Origin of the sequence: Desulfobaculum bizertense DSM 18034 (assembly GCF_900167065.1) — a bacterium.
Lineage (GTDB): Bacteria > Desulfobacterota > Desulfovibrionia > Desulfovibrionales > Desulfovibrionaceae > Desulfobaculum > Desulfobaculum bizertense.
This window is the reverse complement of sequence record NZ_FUYA01000003.1, coordinates 276,318-294,603: the sequence shown is the minus strand read 5'-3', so window position 1 is coordinate 294,603 and position 18,286 is coordinate 276,318. Positions and strand designations below refer to the sequence as shown.

At 43.4% G+C, this 18,286-nt stretch carries 9 protein-coding genes and 1 pseudogene; 7 read left to right on the top strand and 3 right to left on the bottom strand.

Annotated features, from left to right (window positions below):
• Nucleotides 1-225: 225 nt before the first annotated feature.
• Nucleotides 226-3,363, top strand: a complete 3,138-nt coding sequence (locus tag B5D23_RS06315) for an SNF2-related protein (RefSeq protein WP_078684566.1) — start codon at nucleotides 226-228, stop codon at nucleotides 3,361-3,363.
• Between the two features lie 11 nt (nucleotides 3,364-3,374).
• Complete coding sequence (locus B5D23_RS06305) at nucleotides 3,375-4,868, top strand: hypothetical protein (protein WP_144012566.1); 1,494 nt, start codon at nucleotides 3,375-3,377, stop codon at nucleotides 4,866-4,868.
• A 68-nt stretch (nucleotides 4,869-4,936) separates the two neighbouring features.
• Here B5D23_RS06305 and B5D23_RS06300 read toward each other — a convergent pair whose 3' ends face one another.
• Together B5D23_RS06300 and B5D23_RS06295 are read right to left on the bottom strand one after the other, a co-directional pair.
• On the bottom strand, nucleotides 4,937-6,190 hold the full coding sequence (locus B5D23_RS06300; RefSeq protein ID WP_078684563.1) for a type II toxin-antitoxin system HipA family toxin: 1,254 nt from the start codon (nucleotides 6,188-6,190) through the stop codon (nucleotides 4,937-4,939).
• A gap of 117 nt (nucleotides 6,191-6,307) precedes the next feature.
• Nucleotides 6,308-7,483, bottom strand: a pseudogene (locus tag B5D23_RS06295) (IS3 family transposase).
• A 71-nt stretch (nucleotides 7,484-7,554) separates the two neighbouring features.
• Here B5D23_RS06295 and B5D23_RS15025 point away from each other — a divergent pair.
• Complete coding sequence (locus tag B5D23_RS15025; protein ID WP_159445935.1) at nucleotides 7,555-7,707, top strand: hypothetical protein; 153 nt, start codon at nucleotides 7,555-7,557, stop codon at nucleotides 7,705-7,707.
• Between the two features lie 155 nt (nucleotides 7,708-7,862).
• On the opposite strand, the gene B5D23_RS06290 is transcribed toward B5D23_RS15025, so the two are convergent.
• Nucleotides 7,863-8,084 carry a JAB domain-containing protein gene (locus B5D23_RS06290; protein WP_284690177.1) on the bottom strand — a complete coding sequence of 74 codons (222 nt, stop codon included), beginning with the start codon at nucleotides 8,082-8,084 and terminating at the stop codon, nucleotides 7,863-7,865.
• A 399-nt stretch (nucleotides 8,085-8,483) separates the two neighbouring features.
• Here B5D23_RS06290 and B5D23_RS06285 point away from each other — a divergent pair, with 399 nt between their 5' ends.
• From B5D23_RS06285 to B5D23_RS06270, 4 genes are all read left to right on the top strand, one after another.
• Nucleotides 8,484-11,990: a helicase-related protein gene (locus B5D23_RS06285; RefSeq protein WP_078684561.1), complete on the top strand. Its 3,507-nt coding sequence runs from the start codon at nucleotides 8,484-8,486 to the stop codon at nucleotides 11,988-11,990.
• An 11-nt stretch (nucleotides 11,991-12,001) separates the two neighbouring features.
• Nucleotides 12,002-14,902 carry a DUF1156 domain-containing protein gene (locus tag B5D23_RS06280; protein WP_078684560.1) on the top strand — a complete coding sequence of 967 codons (2,901 nt, stop codon included), beginning with the start codon at nucleotides 12,002-12,004 and terminating at the stop codon, nucleotides 14,900-14,902.
• 18 nt (nucleotides 14,903-14,920) lie between these two features.
• The gene (locus tag B5D23_RS06275; RefSeq protein ID WP_078684559.1) at nucleotides 14,921-17,740 is read left to right on the top strand and encodes an ATP-binding protein; all 2,820 of its coding nucleotides are present in this window, start codon (nucleotides 14,921-14,923) and stop codon (nucleotides 17,738-17,740) included.
• A 172-nt stretch (nucleotides 17,741-17,912) separates the two neighbouring features.
• Entirely contained in the window at nucleotides 17,913-18,098 is a 186-nt protein-coding gene (locus tag B5D23_RS06270; RefSeq protein WP_078684558.1) for a transposase, read from the top strand.
• Nucleotides 18,099-18,286: the final 188 nt, after the last annotated feature.

Below are 18,286 nucleotides of genomic sequence, written 5' to 3'. Positions count from 1 at the left end.
GTGATTTGATTTTTTTGAAAATGAATACTTTTTTTACGGAAAGGATAAATTGTAAAAAAGAAAAACTTGAACTGTTTCTTTCGAAGTTATTTGTTATTTGGAACCTTTAAACTGCTTGGGGAAAAATGGAATAAGAGCCTAGAATATTATCAAAAAAGAGGGTATTTCAGTTTTGAGAAGACTTTAGAATAAACTATATGCATTAATAAATGGTGGACGACAATTATGCCTGACGCACAGCCACTTGTTGATTTTGAGGCTGGTCAACAAGTTATTGATATAAATAATCCAAGTTTGCCTGGAATTTATACAGGGCGCCATAGAAAGGCAGGCTCTGCCATAATGGTGGAATTAAGATTTCCCAATGGGACTACGAAATTTCGACCTTTGTCTATTTTGGAAATTGTGAATTCTGAGGCCACAAAGGATTTGAAAGAGCAGGTAAAATCTAAACGGTTTGGCCGACTAATCGATCTGCAACGCCTTGTTACTTATGAAAAGCTTAAAGGAACTCTTCATGAGGTCATTTATTCCATGGAGGCTGCACAGATTGATTTCTATCCTTATCAGTTTAAGCCCGTTTTAAAATTTATTAATTCTCCAACGGAAAGACTGATTCTTGCTGATGAGGTTGGTTTAGGCAAAACGATCGAGTCGGGACTGGTTTGGACGGAAATGCAGGCAAGGTATCGTTCTAACCGGTTGCTTGTTGTTTGCCCTCGGATTTTAGCTGAGAAATGGCGAGAGGAGTTGAGGGGGAAGTTTCAGCTTGATGCTCAGATTGTAGATTTTAATGGCTTACGACATGCTTTTGATGAGTTGAAAGTAAACGGTCCTGAGCATTCTTTTGTCTTGATTGGTACCTATACGGGACTTCGTCCTCCCAAAGCTGAAAGAGCGGTACTTAAAATTCCTCCTGAAGAAGGAGCAAGTAGCTCTCCAAAGACAGATTTACTCCGAGAATTAAGGTTCTGGGATGAAGAGTATCCGCCTTTGGATATGGTCATTTTTGATGAAGCGCATAATATGAGAAATCAAGCGACAACAACATTCCATTTGGGTGAGTGTCTGTCTGCTAATGCGAGAGCTGTTCTTTGTGTTTCTGCAACACCTGTTAATAATAGTAATATTGATTTGCATAGCCTTCTGCGGTTAGTTGATGAAGATTTCTTTTCAACACAATCTAGTTTTGATGATTTGATTGATCTTAATAGACCGTCAGTTCATGCCGCAAATGCACTTTCTCAAAGTCCTGTTGATGTAGAAGCGCTCAAGTGGGCTGTAAAAGGTATGGAAAAAAGTGAATATATAAATGAATCACCACTTTTTGAGCAGTTTCTAAAAAAACTTGACGCTTTAGATCAGGCTGATTTTTGTGATGCTGGAGAGTTATCTCAATGCCAAGATATTGTAGAAAAGCTCAATCTTTTAGGCTCCTATGTGAATAGAACCCGTCGAGTTCAAGTGAAAGAGAATAGGCCACAAAGAGTCCCTCAAGTTGTTTCTGTCGAGTATACATCTCAAGAAATGTCCCTGTATCAAGCAATATTAAATATTGTTAGACAGCGTTGCAAAGTGAATAAAAAGGCATTTCATGTTTTTCAAGTGATGACACTTCAGTTGATGGCTGCAAGTTGTCTTCCTGCATTTTCAGAAAGGATTTTGTCTGAGCAGTTATTCGATGATGAGAATTTGATTGGTGAAGCGTTGGGTGACTCAGGGTTTGAAAGTGTATCGTCTTTTGGTGCTTTCCAAGAAAGAGATCAACTTAACGAGCTCCTCGAATATGATTTTGAAAAGAATGATAGTAAATTCAAAGAATTGCTTACTGTAGTGAAGGCTAAAAAAAATGAAAAAATTATTGTGTTTGCTTACTATAGACCAACTCTTTCCTACTTACGTAGAAGGCTTTTAGAAAGTGGCGAAGACGTTGCGATAATACATGGCGGAATCCCAATGGCTAACAGATGGGCGGAGATTGAACGATTCAGAAATTCTACAGGACCTCGAATCTTATTAGCCTCAGAAGTCGGTAGTGAGGGAATAGATCTTCAATTTTGTCATGTAATAGTGAATTATGATCTGCCTTGGAACCCTATGCGAGTAGAGCAGCGAATTGGGCGCATCGATCGTGTGGGGCAAAAAGCTCGTCGTCTCCTAATAATCAATTTTAAAATTGCAGGGACAATAGAAGAGCGTATTCATGAGCGATTACATGAGAAGCTCGAAATATTTAAAAATAGTTTGGGTGACCTTGATGAGGTCATCGGAGAAGAGGTTAAAAAGTTAACAATCAGCTTGTTAGGTAATGAGCTAACAGCAGATGAAGAAAGAAGAAAAATTGCCCAAACTCAACAGGCAATAGAAAATAAATTAAACATGATGCGTGAGCTTGAAGCGTCTGGAGACGCTTTTATTGCATTCTCAGATTACGTTCAGAAAAAAGTTGAAGAGGATCGAGGGAGAGGGCGTTATATTCAACCTGCTGAATTAGAGAGTTATATTTCTGATTTTTTTGCAAGGCATTTTAAGGGGACGGAGATCAATTATAATACACCAATAAATGGCTGCTTGCGGATACGACTTTCAGAAGATGCCAAAATATCTTTGGGAGATTTTATACATGGAGACCAATCATTAAGCGCTAAGCCTCTTCGAAGGAAAGAAATATGTATCACATTTAGCCGAGAGGTTATGCAAAAGCTTAATTCAGATCAAAGACGAAGGATTTTTTTTGTAAATCATTTATCACCATTGATTCGTTGGGTTACACAAATAAATAAAGATAAAGAACATAATTTTTATAAGCTTGCAGCCATTAGAGCTGCAAGTGAAAGTGTTCCTTCAGGAGTCTATTTGTACAGAGTTGAAAGATGGGTGATGAAAGGAATTAATAGTATTGAGAAATTGGCATATGGATTGATAAATTTAGATACTGGAATGTGTTATTCATCGAGTGATTCGGAAATTTTTTTTCAAGAAATAATTAATGATGGAAGAGATTGGGATTACAGAGACTACGATGAAGATGTTCTGTTATGCTCCTTTGATGTTCTTGAAGAGAATATGCAGGAAGAATTTGATGTAGAAGTTACTCAATTTGAGATCGAAAATAAAAACATTCTGCAAACAAAGTCGAAGCGGGTAGCAACGATATTTGACAGAAGAATTGAGCAAGATAAGCGGAGACTGGAAACGTTGATGATTGCTGAACGGGAGGAAAGGGTTTGTCGAATGGCTAGAGGGCGGCTAGCGAAGGCAAAAGAAAATAAGGCTCAGAGGCTTAAGGCTCTAAAGGAGAGTGCTAAAATTTTGCCAGAGACAGAACCTGTTGCTGTTGGAATTGTTCGAGTCGAAAGATAGGAGGGGATGAGATGGGGTTCTTTTCAGATATTAGCACCAAGCTGTTTGGCCAGGAAAAAAAGGTCAGAAATAAATCTCGTAATGTATCGTCTCAAAAAAAAGACAGGAGGGAATCTTTTTTATCTTCAGAAGAACGAGCTCCGTATTTTATTCAAGTTGGATTTGATTTTGGAACATCTTTTTCAAAGTGTATTTATCGAGAAATATCTAAAGATAAGGCGTGGGTTTATATTCCTCGCTTTGCAAAGAGTGAGCTTCCTTTTTTGATTCCAAGTCCAGTGATTTTTCATAATAACTTTTTTAAAATTCATACTGATACAGAGATTCAATATCCGCAACATGGACTCTGTCATTTGAAGTTTGCCATAGAAAAAGTAGCCTGTGGCGATATCGATAATCTAGTCTTAGATCGCTATAAAAAGGCTGCTGGAGCGAGTGATTTGGAAAGTGTCACTGAATTTGTAAGACATTGCGCAGTGTTTTATCTCGCGTCTTCATTTTGTCAAATTTTAAAAGATATCAAATATAGGTTCAAAGACTTTTATCAGAAAACTGAAGATCAAGTTGCAGTTACTATGGCCATTCCAGTGGCTGATGCTTGCCAAGAGCAAATTAGTTCTTGTTATAAAAAAATATTAAAAACTGCTTGGGCTGTTGCTCCTAAGTTAGCTGGTAAAGAAGTTTTGTCGCGAGATGAGTTGATAAGGATTATTGAGACATCAAGTTTTGATCGAGTTCAAGATGAACTTTGTGACGTTTATCCGGAGGTAAGTGCTAATGTGCAAGCCTTTCTTCGTTCTCCAGCTTCAAGTCCTGATCCTAGAACGATATACTTTTTTTCAGATGTAGGAGCAGGGACTGTAGATCATAGTGTGTTTACTTATACAGAAAAGCTTAATTATTTTGCAGCTGAAGTCTTTCCCCTTGGATCAAGTCGAATTGAATTCGAAGCTTGTAGTGTCCCGAACTCTTGGGATGATATGGAATATTGGAGGAAAGAAAAGGAGGCAGGACATGAGGCTCGCCCTTTGATTAAGGCAAAAAGGATTATTGAAGATTCGTTGAGACAAAAAACATTCTCAGCAACATTGGGAGACACTTGTAAATGTTTGTCAAATAGTTGTGGGGTTAGCCAGCGGTTAACGTTGCAAAGTAATGCTAAATTTATTTTTGGAGGAGGAGGGCATTTGCATCTTCCATATGAAACAGGAGTTACTGAAGGGTTTAATGATTTTTTAAAAGAGGGGTGGCGCCCTTTTATTACATCAATGCAAATTCCAACTGATTTAGAAATGGATGGACAGAGTGAAGGGTGGATGAAGCGACTCTATGTGGCTTATGGGTTGTCATTTCCTATAGTTGATTTAGCAGAGAATACTTATCCAGATCAAAATATACTTGAAGGCGAAGCCGAGTGCTTGGTGATGAAGGATTGTGATTGTAGAGGGTGTAACCCTAGTTGCACTAGATGCTTAGGCCGTGGCTGGTATTATGAAAAAAAGTAAATGGGTAGATTGGGTAATAAACCAATAGTTCCCTAAGATATTCTGAAATTTGGTCCTAAGACTCAGCATTATCCCTTTAAACCCTCTTTGAGGTCTGTGTGTTCAAATGCAGACTGCATCATTTCGATTTCCTTCTTTTTGACACCAAGGCGGGCAGCTTCCTTTGCCCAGTCTTGAGTCACGCTTGCTACTTTTTTAGCGATGCGCTTTGCCTCGTTGAGCTTTAGCCCGAATTCATCGCAAACGGAGTATGCTCGGTCTAGCGACGCAGTGCCGTCATCAAGGTCGATGAAGGTGTGCAAAACGCGAGGTTTTTCATGCTCTGGTGTTGGTTCGAGGTCATAGAGAGGAGAGAGCCTCCATCCTGCAGAGCCAGTGTAGAGAAAACCATGGTTCCGCAAGTGGTCATCAACGTTTGAGATCATGATGTTGAAGACGATTCGTCTCCATAACTCTTTGAGATCCTCTAATCTGTCAGCTCCATATTCTTTGAGAGCTTCAGCAATTTCCAAGTAACTTCCTTGCTCCCCGTCTGAATAGTCCAGCATGCTCATAGCTGAAAGAAAAGGGATTCGTTTTTTGCCGTTACGATCAAACCGTTTCAGCAACAAAATGTTTTTGTTTCCGATTTTTTTTCGTCGCACAGTCGGCGTGGAAATTCCCGCTTTGGCTGCCATTTGAAATGCCAGATACTCCCACAATTCTACGTCCCATTTGTCTTTAGGGCTTGGGAACTTGGCAATCGCTAGGGACCCATCTGTGTCAATAACGGAGACCTTGGGGCGAGCCCCGCCAAGGGCTCCCCCTGCGGTTACGAAGTCCTGAATATTCTGAGAATTATCTCTTTTTTCAAGTAGGTGGGTCGAAGCCGTAAAAAGGCGTTTGAGCTCTGTCACTGGCGGTATGCATACGTTCTGATTTTTTGCTAAAAAAGGTCCGTTTTTACTGTCTGAGAAGCGGAGTGCTCCTTGTCTTGTGCTGTCATTGACCATGAGCAGAAAGTCTGAATCGTGAAGCTGTCTGGGAGTGCGTTCCTCTTTTTGGGCATTTTGTTTCTCAAAATGCTTGAAGAGACTTCGTCCCCAACGATCTGGAGTCGTGTCGCCAAAAGCCCCAAAAAGCGGTTTCCCTAAAGAGGTGTGAAATGTCCCTTCCCTAAGTTTGAGCGAAGGCTCGAGAGAAAAACGGGCTGGAGAGCTTAGCCATTCTTTTGAATATTCAAAAGAGGCGCTTTCGTTGTGTTGTCCTGCGTGAATCCATAGGCGCCCGACGAAATGGGCTTTACCATTGAGGTCGACGTGGACATAGAGTTCTTTGGACAAGGGGGACTCCTCGTTTGATTTTGGGTTCATCCTGGAGAATTGCTTGAGTGACTTGCTTTCTGACTATTGTGGAGGTGATGTCATTGGTGATCCTGCCACACAAAAATGGACAGTCAGTTAAGCTACGTCCTTCATGATTTGAAGTTGTTCAAATTCTGCCGGAGACATCCCACCGTTTGAGGAATATCTTCTTCGGCGGCTGTAGTAGGCCTCAATGTATTGAAAGAGAGACACTTCGTCCTCTATTCTATTTGAAAATTGGCGATGCTTAATGAATTGGGTTTTCAGAGTATGAAAAAAAAATTCTGCCACGGCGCTATCCCGGCAGTTTCCTTTGTGACTCATGCTTTGGACACAGCCATGTCGACTCAGCTCCGCTCGGAAATCGCAGCTTGCGAACTGAATTCCGCGATCGCTATGGACCATAAGCCCCGAAGCTGGCCGTCGGCGGACAATGCTTTTATGAAAAGCACGAATAGCAGAATGCCTTTCAAGAGAATCACTCAAATCCCATTCCACAACGATGCGAGAGAACAAATCGATAAAAATCGTAAGGTAGTGCCACTTCCGGCCAACCTTGAGATAGGTAATGTCAGTTACCCAGACCGTATGTGGAACGCAAACGGCAAATTTACGATTTAAAAGGTTGGGGGCGGCTGGCTCTTTATGTCTTGATTCTGTTGTCACAACAAGTTTTTGAGACGAACGACAAGGTAACCCAGGTATTCTCATATGGCGTGCGACGCGCTACCGAATCACGCGTTGGAATGCCTCCTCAGCTCGTAGGTCTGCTGTAATCATGGGGCTTCCAACGAATCCGGCATGTTCTTCATAAAGTTCAGCAATTCTCTGTTGAAGGCAAGCCGTCTCAATTGCCAATGCCGACGGCTTTCGCCCTAGCCATGAATAGAATCCGCTCTTCGAACCTTAAGCACGCAGCAGATCCTCTTCACCGAAAACTGCGAGCGGTAATCTTTGATGAAACGAAATCTCATTTCTGTGCCTTGCTGAAGATGGCCAATGCTTTTTTTAGTATATCTCGATCAAGTTCTGCGTCCCGAAGTTTTTTTCAAGTTTTTTGATATTAGGCTCTTCTGCAGTGAGACCTTCTTTCTCTTGTCCTGGAAATGTGATGTGCCCATGCTGTTGCAATTCACGTCGCCAGCGGTAAATAAGATCTACGCCAATTCAAAGGCTCTCAGCGGCCTCTGTTGCCGAACGACCTGATTTCTCGAGCATAAGTACAGCATTTCGTTTGAATTCTGCATCACATATCCTACGAGTTTTACTCATCCACGTCTCTTGTTTGGTCATTAGGATAGTGACTTAACTCCGTGTCCACAGCTCTGTAGCAGGATCAGTATTTGGATTGGATTGAGTCCTTACCAGAGGCCGGTGATGGGCCAGAGGTTATTTTAGCCGAGCTTAACGATGATTGTATGGCGTTCCTCGTCCCTGAATACGGTGACAATGACCAGGCTCTTGAGTTCATTTACAAGAACAGCAAACAGTTTTAAGAGGCTGAGTTTGAATCTTGGGACACTAGGACTGAACTTTGGCCAAAGAATCGTGACAGACGGCTTTTCAAGAAGATGTTTGATGTCGAGATTCACTTACAGGTAATTGACCTCATGAGAAGCCCCATTGAAATTGAGGAGTTTTGATTTAGATTTTACAGGTCATCCCTCTCAGTGAAGCTGTAGTGTCCTTCTTTGGTCACAATCACATGGTCAAGGAGTTCGATTCCAAGGAGCATCCCGGCTGATTTGAGTTTGGCTGTACAGGATTTATCTTCCTTACTAGGCAAGCATTGCCCAGAAGGATGGTTATGCGCCAGGACGATAGCGTGAGCGTCTCTCATCACTGCGGTTCGGTACACTTCTTTTAGATGGATTAGGCCGCTATCCTAGATACCGATTGAGACAATCTCTCTTGATATGATTTGTGCGCTGAGTTCAAGCAAAAGACCACGAAGACTTCTTTTTCCCAATTTTTGATGTTACGTATTTCATGGCACACATCCTAGCTACCTGTGACTTTCACATTCCCTAAGTCTTTGGTTTCTAATTCTCTTTGTTCCATTAAGTTCTCACCTCAATGTTTGGGTGAGGACTTTTTGTTTTGGATGTCAGTACAGCAAAATAGCTGACAACATTTTATCTTGTAAAATAAGAGGTTGCCTATTCCACGTTGACGTATAACTTCTGTAGGCTTATTTTTTTAAGATTTAAACAAAAAATCACATATACATAGGCAATATGAGACATAATTATAGCGATTAACGGGGGATGACTTGATCAAATTAGAAGATTTAGCCAAAGATCAGATGGTCTCAGGCCTAGAAGCTGATAAGGTTGTACGAATTGTTTCTACTGAACAAGTAGGAGAACATGCAATTACGATATATTACAAAGACGCAGAAGGTCGTCTTAGTGAGCGCATGTTATTTCGATCAGACGAAGCTTCCATTTCTATTGCTGATTCAGGTTGCCCTTGGACGTTTGATGCTCCCGCAGATGATTTCAAACTGGCGGTTGAAGCTCAGCGTATCAACCTTGCCCACCTTTTTGACCCTATGATGGCAGTTCACACTTCAAACGTGATGCCACTTCCTCACCAGATCACTGCCGTCTATGAATGCATGTTGCCTCGCCAGCCCTTGAGGTATGTTCTGGCAGATGACCCCGGAGCTGGTAAAACCATTATGGCAGGTCTCCTGATTCGAGAACTGTTGGTTCGTGGGGATACCCAGAGAGTTTTGATTGTTGCTCCTGGTAGTTTGGTTGAGCAATGGCAGGACGAACTTTCTGAAAAGTTTGGTCTCAGATTTGAGGTGTTCTCCCGCCAGATGCTTGAGAATTCTCACTCAGGCAACCCATTTGAAGACAATGACAGGCTTATAGCTCGTATCGACCAGCTTAGCCGAGCCGAAGACCTTCAAGAAAAACTGAATTCTGTTGAATGGGATTTGGTGATTGTTGATGAAGCACACAAGCTGTCAGCCACATATTTTGGAAGGAAGCTCAAAGAGACTCAGCGTTTCAAGTTAGGCCGTCTTTTGTCCTCAAAAACACGTCATTTCTTGATGATGACAGCGACACCTCACAACGGCAAAGAACAAGATTTTCAGCTCTTCATGTCGCTTTTAGATGAAGACAGATTTTATGGTCAGTTCAGAGACGGAGCACACAAGGTTGATGTTTCAGACATGATGCGGCGCATGGTCAAAGAAGAGCTTTTGAAGTTTGATGGAACCCCACTTTTCCCTGAAAGACGAGCCTACACCATCAATTACAAGCTTTCAGACCAAGAAGCTGCCCTTTATGCTTCTGTCACGGATTACGTGAAGAACGAAATGAATAAGGTGGCAGAACTTGAAGATGGCAAGCGAAAAGGGACAGTCGGTTTTGCTTTGACTTTGCTACAACGCCGTCTCGCTTCTTCTCCTGAGGCAATCTACCAATCCTTGAATAGAAGACGTGAAAAACTTGAGCGCAGAATAGAAGAAGAAAAGATTTCTCAGCGTGGTCATGCGGTTCTTGCCGATACTTTGGCTCCGGATTTGGTGAACGGTAATTTTGAAGATTATGACGATGTAGATGATCAACTCACTGACACCGAATATGAAAATTTAGCTGACCAGGTTGTAGACCAGGCAACAACAGCTCGAACCATTAAAGAATTGATGGGCGAGGTCGAGATTTTAAAAGGCCTTGTCTCAATGGCAAAAGCAGTTGTTCAGTCCGGCCAGGATAGAAAGTGGGAAGAGCTTTCTGGAATTTTGCAAGACGATCCTCAGATGTTTGATGCTTCCGGTTCTCGTCGAAAACTCATTATTTTTACCGAACACAAAGATACTTTAAATTATTTGGTTCAGCGAATAGGTGGACTGCTTGGAGACCCTGATGCTGTAGTTTGTATCCATGGCGGGATTAACCGCGATGACAGGCGAAAGTATCAAGAGCTGTTTAGGAATGATCCTAAAGTTTTGGTTTTAATCGCAACTGATGCAGCGGGTGAAGGTGTGAACCTTCAAAATGCAAACCTCATGGCGAACTATGATTTGCCTTGGAATCCAAACAGGCTTGAGCAGCGGTTTGGCCGTATTCACCGTATCGGTCAAACAGAAGTCTGTCATTTGTGGAATATTGTCGCCAATGAAACTCGTGAAGGTGATGTATTCCAACGGTTGCTGGATAAGTTGGAAGTTGAACGCGCTGCTCTTGGTGGTCGAGTTTTTGATATTTTGGGCGAAGTCTTTAAAGATCGTTCTCTTAAAGACATGCTCATGGAAGCGATTCGTTATGGTGACGATCCTGAGGTTCGAGCACGGCTTAAACGCCAAGTTGATGATGTTTTAGATACTGAGCGTATCAAGAAAATCATGAGCCGAACCGCTCTTGCTGAAGAAGTCATGAGTGGCGAGAGACTTTTTGCTGTGAAGGCCGAAATGGAGAAAGCCGAGGCCCGAAAGCTGCAACCATATTTCATCCGTGCTTTTTTCATGAAAGCTTTTGAACGTCTGAACGGTGATCTTCGAGAGCGAGAGAAAGGCAGATACCAAATTAATCATGTCCCGGCGGTTATTCGTGAAAGAGACCGTGTAATTGGTGGGCGTGATCCTGTTCTCAGACGATACGAGAGAGTTTGTTTTGAGCGCGACCAGGTGCGAGTGTTTAACAAGCCAATGGCAAGCCTTGTTCATCCCGGCCATCCGTTGATGTTCTCGGTTACTGACTTGGTTTTAGAAGCGTACAGAAAGACTCTCAAGCAAGGCACTATCTTGGTTGACCCTACCGACATGGGAACTGCTCCTCGTGTTTTGATTCTCATTGACCACCAAGTTCGTGAAAGTGTGTATGGCAAGGAAGAACGTCAAGTTTGTTCTCGTCGGATGCAGTTTGTTGAACTCGATGAGCAAGGGAATGTGACGTATGCTGGATGGGCACCACACCTTGACCTCGAACCTCTGAACGAAGCTGACGAATATTTGATTCAGGATGTGACGAAAGCTTCTTGGCTTTGCGATACTCTTGAGCAAAAAGCTTTAGCATATGCCGCAGGGAAAATTGTTCCTGAACATTTTGAAGAAGTCAGAAGCAGAAGAGAGCTTCAAGTTGATAAGATTTTGGATGCAGTACATGAACGGCTGACCAAAGAAATTGAGTATTGGCAGGATAGATATTTTCACCTCAAAGATGCAATGGAGGCTGGGAAACAGCCAAGAATGCAACCTGAAAATGCGAGACGTAAAGCTGAAGAATTGACCGCACGACTTGAACAAAGAACTAAGGAACTCCAAACAAAGCGGAGTATCATCTCAAGTCCTCCGGTCGTGGTCGGTGGTGCATTGGTTATACCTCAAGGGCTTTTAGCTCAGCGTAAAGGTGAACCTGTTGCTACGTTCAGCCCTGACGCTGATGCACGGCGCAGAATTGAACTTATTGCTATGAAAGCTGTCTCTGATGTCGAAGAAGCTCATGGCTATGCTCTCAATGACGTGTCTGCCGAAAAATGCGGTTGGGACATTTCTGCATACAAAGAAGGCTGCACAGACAGACATATCGAGGTCAAAGGCCGCTCGAAAGGTCAGACCACGATCACTGTCTCACGAAATGAAATTATGTACGCCCTTAACCAGGAAGAAAAGTTCAGGCTGGCCATTGTCCTGGTTGATGAAGACGGCAGTTATGAAGGCCCATACTACGTTGAGAAGCCTTTTGCTGTTGAACCTGATTGGGGTGTTGCCAGTATTAATTACGATCTGAATGAACTACTGAATAACGCGCAAGATTTCTAAGCGAGGAATATATGATTAAAGCTCCCAAAAAACTCATCGAAGTAGCACTTCCTTTGGATGATATTAACGCCGCTGCGAAACGTGAAAAATCTATTCGGCACGGCCATCCTTCAACTCTTCACCTTTGGTGGGCTAGACGGCCTCTTGCTGCTGCAAGGGCTGTTTTGTTTGCTCAGCTTGTTAATGACCCCGGCGGTGAACGTGGTTGGGGTAATTATCCAGGGCAGACTAAAGAAGATGCACAAAAAGAGCGGGAACGACTTTTTGGCATCATTAGGGAGCTTGTGAAGTGGGAGAATACCAATAACGAAGAGCTTCTTGAAATTGCTCGTGAAGAGATTAGAAAATCTTGGCGTGAAACCTGTGAAATGAACAAAGGCGTTGAAGGGTTTGATCCTGACAAACTTCCTGCCTTCCATGATCCCTTTGCTGGCGGTGGTGCCATTCCTCTTGAAGCTCAACGCCTTGGCCTTGAATCCTATGCTACTGACCTTAATCCTGTGGCTGTAATGATCAACAAGGCAATGATTGAGATTCCTCCAAAGTTCACTGGCAGAGCACCTGTTGGTCCTTTACCGCAAGGTGAACAGGTTGATGGGCGTGGATCTGATGCTTGGCCTGGTGCAACTGGCCTTGCAGAAGATGTGCGACGTTACGGTCATTGGATGAAAAAAGAGGCTGAAAAACGCATAGGCCATCTCTATCCGAAGGTCGAAATCACCGAAGAAATGGCAAAAGAACGCCCTGATTTGAAGAGTTATGTAGGGCGAGAACTTACTGTCATTGCGTGGATTTGGGCGAGAACCGTTAAAAGTCCCAACCCTGCTTTTAGTCATGTAGATGTACCACTTGTAACAAATTTTATGCTTTCTACTAAGAAAGGGAAAGAGGCATATGTCGAGCCTATTTTAGACGGGGACTCTTATTCTTTTAAAGTCAAAGTTGGGAAGCCTGGTGATATTGCTACAACAAAATTGGGAACATCAGCAGGAAGGTGGAAAGCTTTTAAGTGTCTGCTTTCAGGTTCTCCTATTGATTATGACTATATTAGAGAAAAAGGTGTTAATGGAGAGCTTGGCGACAGGCTAATGGCCGTCGTTCTTGAAGGGGATAGAAAGCGAATATATATTGATGATGAATTTATTGAGAGTGTTGGAAGTACCAATGGTGAGAATTACTGGAAGCCTACGTTAGACATTAATTACCACCCCAGAGATATTAAGACACAAATATACGGCCTTATGAAGTATGGTGATCTTTTTACAGACCGTCAGCTGGTTGCACTAACATGTTTTTCAGATTTGGTGCAAGAAGCTAGAGAAAAGGCAATACAGCTGTTTGTTAAAGCGGGAGGGGAAGATGATGGTGTCTCTCTTTCAGAAGGAGGGACTGGTGCTACTGCGTATGGCGATGCTGTTGCTGTATATCTGTCCTTTGCTGTGGATAAAGGAACTAATTATTGGTCTACACTGTGTGCATGGAGCACAAGTACAGAAAAAATGATTTCTACTTTTGGCAGACAGGCTTTGCCAATGGTTTGGGATTATACTGAGTCCAACCCTTTTTGTTCATCTAGCGGTAATTTTATCTTAGGAATCAATCAAGCAAAGAAAATGCTAGACAATTTAGGATCAAAATTTACTGCATCAGCATTGCAAGCTGATGCAGCGAGCCAGGATATATCCGTAGATAAAGTCGTTTCAACAGACCCACCTTACTATGACAACATAGGATATGCTGATCTTTCAGACTATTTTTATGTATGGATGAGGAAGATGCTTAGAGGTGTTTTCCCAGATGTCTTTGCCTCAATGGCAGTGCCTAAAGCTGAAGAGCTTGTAGCAACCCCATATCGTCACGGAAGTAAGGACATTGCTGACAAATTTTTTATGGATGGCATGACAAAAACAATGAACAACGTTGCTTGTTCAGCTAATCCTTCTTTTCCTGTTACTATTTATTATGCCTTCAAGCAGTCAGACACAAAAAATGCTGCTACCTCATCAACAGGATGGGAGTCTTTTTTAGAAGCTGTAATACAATCAGGATTTCTCATATCTGGAACTTGGCCTATGCGTACCGAATACACTGGAAATCTTAAGAAGAGTATGAATGCCCTTGCATCTTCAATTGTACTTGTATGTAGTAAAAGGGAAAATGATGCCATGGCTATTCCTCGTCGGCAGTTCCTCCGAGAACTAAAAGACGAATTGCCAGAAGCCCTTGAAGCCATGATTGGCGGCAAGGAAGGGGCTTCACCTATCGCGCCTGTTGACCTTGCACAGGCTGCAATCGGCCCCGGCATGGGTGTATTCTCCCGATATAGTGGCATTCTTGAAGCAGATGGTTCTAAAATGAGCGTCCATGACGCTCTTATTCTCATCAATAAAGCTATTGATGAATATTTCAGTGAAGCTGAAGGCGAGATGGACTCAGATACTCGTTTCTGTATTGACTGGTTCCAAACCTATGGTTTTGCTCAGGCTGAATTTGGGCAAGCTGACGTGCTTGCTCGTGCCAAAGGAACTACAGTGGATGGTCTTGAAGATGCCGGGGTACTCGAAGCGGGAGGCGGCAAGGTTCGTCTCTTCAAATTTAGTGAGTATCCTGATGATTGGGACCCCACCAAAGATAACCGTCTTCCTGTCTGGGAAGCTCTTCATCAACTCATTCGTGCTTTGCGCGAAGGTGGTGAGGCCGAAGCAGGTAAACTGCTTGGAAGAATGGCAGACCGCATGGAATCAATCAGACAACTCGCCTACCGTCTTTACACTCTTTGTGAACGTAAAGGATGGGCTGAGGAAGCTCGTGCATACAACGAATTGATTGCCTCCTGGCATGGAACTGTCTCTGCATCCGAAGCAAGCAGAGGAACGACAGTAACACAATTAACGCTCGATATGTCGAACTAGCAAGGAGCGAGAATAAATATGAAGATGACACCGTGGCGCGAAATCGCAACACCTCATGATGACGTACTCAAAGGCACTTTCAAACAGGCTGAATTCGCAGCAGACATCAGCCAAGTAAAAGCCGGGAATGCAGGGCCAGAATATCAAAACCCTGTAAACTTTTTTGAACGTACCTTCATTACTGAAGGCATGAGACTGCTCCTTGATAGTGTTGTGAAGAGAATCAGTGGGAAAGGTGGCGATCCTGTCATTCAGCTCCAAACTGCGTTTGGTGGCGGTAAAACCCACACGTTGCTGTCTGTATATCACCTGGCCGAGGGGAAAGCTTCTGCCAGTGATCTTCGAGGGATTGCTCCCATTCTTGATGATGCTGGAGTCACTAGTCTGCCTCAGGCTGCAATCGCAGTCATTGATGGCAACCAGCTCAGCCCTTCTCAGCCCAAGAAAAGAGGCAACGTAGAAGTTCGCACTTTGTGGGGCGAGATTGCATGGCAGATCGGTGGTGATTCTGGATACAGTCTGGTTGCTGATGCAGACCGTGAAGGCACTTCTCCTGGTAAAGAGGTTTTGATTGAACTCCTCAAGAAATATGCGCCTGTTGTAATCCTCATGGATGAGATGGTTGCATATGTTCGTCAGCTTGAAGAAGGCAAAAGCTATCCTGGTGGAACATTCGATTCGAACCTGTCTTTCATTCAAGCTTTGACTGAAGCTGTGGCCGCAGTGCCAAACGCACTTCTTCTGGCAACTCTTCCTGAGTCAGATACCGAGACAGGTAGCGTGATGGGCCAAAAATCCTTAGACGCTCTTGAGAAATACTTTGGCCGAATTCAGGCCATCTGGAAGCCAGTTGCAACCGAAGAAGCTTTTGAGATTGTACGGCGCAGATTGTTCAACACAATCAACGACACCCAGGCTGTGGATTCAATCTGTGATTCGTTTGCAGAGTTCTACCGGGACAATGCCGAAGCGTTTCCTAATGAGGTTCAAGAGGCCTCATACCTACGTAGGCTCAAAAATTCGTATCCTATTCATCCTGAGGTTTTTACACGTCTGTATGAAGATTGGTCTTCTCTGGACAAATTTCAGCGCACTAGGGGCGTTTTGCAGCTCTTGGCAACAGTCATCTATCGCTTGTGGAAAGACGGCAGTGCTGAGCCAATGATTATGCCTGGTTCTTTGCCGCTGTATGATCCTAACGTGAAGAATCAGAGCATTTACTACCTTCCCCAAGGTTGGGACCCGGTAATTGATAAGGACGTGGATGGCGAGAACTCTGAGCCTGCCGACATTGACACCAAAATTCCCCATATTGGAGCTTGTTACGGTGCAAGAAGAGCTGCGCGTACTATCTTCATGGGAAGTGCGCCTAGCGTTCAAGGTCAGACTGTTCGAGGAATTGAGATTAAACGCATAGTTCTTGGCGCAGCTCACCCCGAAACCAAGCCAGCGATTTTCAGCGATGCTGTTAACCGCCTCAAAGATAGGCTTCACTATCTCAACGTGGATAGTGATAGGTATTGGTTTGATACTCGTCCGAACCTTCGTCGTGAGATGGAAGAACGGAAGCGCAGATTTGACGACAAAGAAGATGTGTTCCCTGAGATCAGCGCACGATTGGGTAAGATAGTTAACAAGGGGTTTTTCTCTGGCGTTCACATTTTCACAGCCTCTTCTGACATCCCTGACACTCTTGATTTACGTCTTGTAATTCTGCCTCCAGACAAGCCGCATTCAAAAACATGTGAGATGGCAACTGTAGCGGCAAAGGAAATCCTTGTTAAACGTGGTTCCGCTCCTCGTCAGCATCAGAACCGTATCGTGTTCATGGCTCCTGACTATGATAACCTCCCCCGACTCAAAGATCAGGTTAAGACGTATCTAGCTTGGAAGTCTATTGTTGATGATGTGAAGCAAATGCGAGTGAACCTCGACATGCTTCAGACCAAACAAGCTGAACAGAATATGGAAAATGCTTTTGGTGGCCTGAACCGCATGGTTTCAGAGTGTTATCAGTGGCTCATGTGTCCTGTTCAATTCCCTAGCAGGAAAGGCGGCGTAGTCACAATTGAATGGGAAAATTTTAGATTAAACACCAGCTCTAAAAGCATCATTTCTGAAGTTGAAGACAAGCTTGTTAGTGAAGAAATGGTTCTCAAAGTATGGTCTCCAATCCACTTGGACAACATGCTTAAACAGTGGTTCTGGAAGGAAGATCAGCAAGAACTCAAGACTCAGAGACTTTGGGGTGATATTTGTAATTATCTCTACCTGCCCCGCCTCCTTGACTCTTCTGTCCTCCAAAAGGCTATCGAGAGTGGAGTTTCAAGCAAGGATTACTTTGCCTTCGCTGATGGCTACTCTGGTGGCCAATATAAAGGATTCAAGTTTGGGCATCCTGCAAGCGTAGTCATTGATGACTCTTCCGTGATTATGTCTTTGCAACAAGCCCAAGAATACCAAGCCAAGCTGGACGAAGAAGCCCGTAAAAAGTCTGAAGCAGAAAAGCCGAAACCGTCTGTCTCTGGAACAGATAATGGTGACGATGGAGGTGGACTGACACCGCCTACTCTGGGTGGAGATGATACTGTTCCTCCCGCCCAAAAGAGCACTCGTTTTTACTCAACGATTGATCTTGAAGCGCAGACTAGTCGAATGAAATTCGATGATATTTACCAAGAAATCATCACTCTTTTGACTTCTAAACCAGGCGTTAATGTCCGAGTTAAGTTGGATATTGAAGCTGACGCCAGTGAAGGCTTTGACGACAATGTTCAAAGGGCTGTTCGTGAGAATTGCAGCACTTTGGATTTCAAAGAAGCTGAGTTCGAGGATTAATTATATAACCTCCTAAGGAGGAATTAATTATGGCAGACCCATGTGTATTTATTCGCTTTGATTTTGACCATAATGAAACTGAGAAAAATCTTTTTGTAGGCCAAGCGAAGAATTCAAAAACGCCTTTCTCTATTCAAGATTGGTTTTCGAAAAGTTCATTCCCGCAGTCTCAATGAGAAAAAAACATCTTACTGCTGAATTTAAGACCCGCGTTGCCCTGGACGCCCTATCCAGGGAGCACACCTTGTCCGAACTCGCCAGCAGGTACGGTGTACACCCAAATCAGATTTCCCAGTGGAAGAAGCAAGCCAAGGAAGGCATTATTGCCACTTTTGCAGGCAAGCACCAGAAGGCCTAGCAAAGCGATGAGGCCCAAATCAAGGAGTTGCATGCCAAGATGGGCCAACTCACGGTGGAGAAATATTTTAGTAACAAGCCCTTACTCATAGTTTGCAAGCTACTAATTTACGTTGTTCTCTGGGAAGCCGAGGTGCGTGTCTCTTTTTAAAGTTTGTGCAAACGTAATGAGTTCAACAGAATATTTTT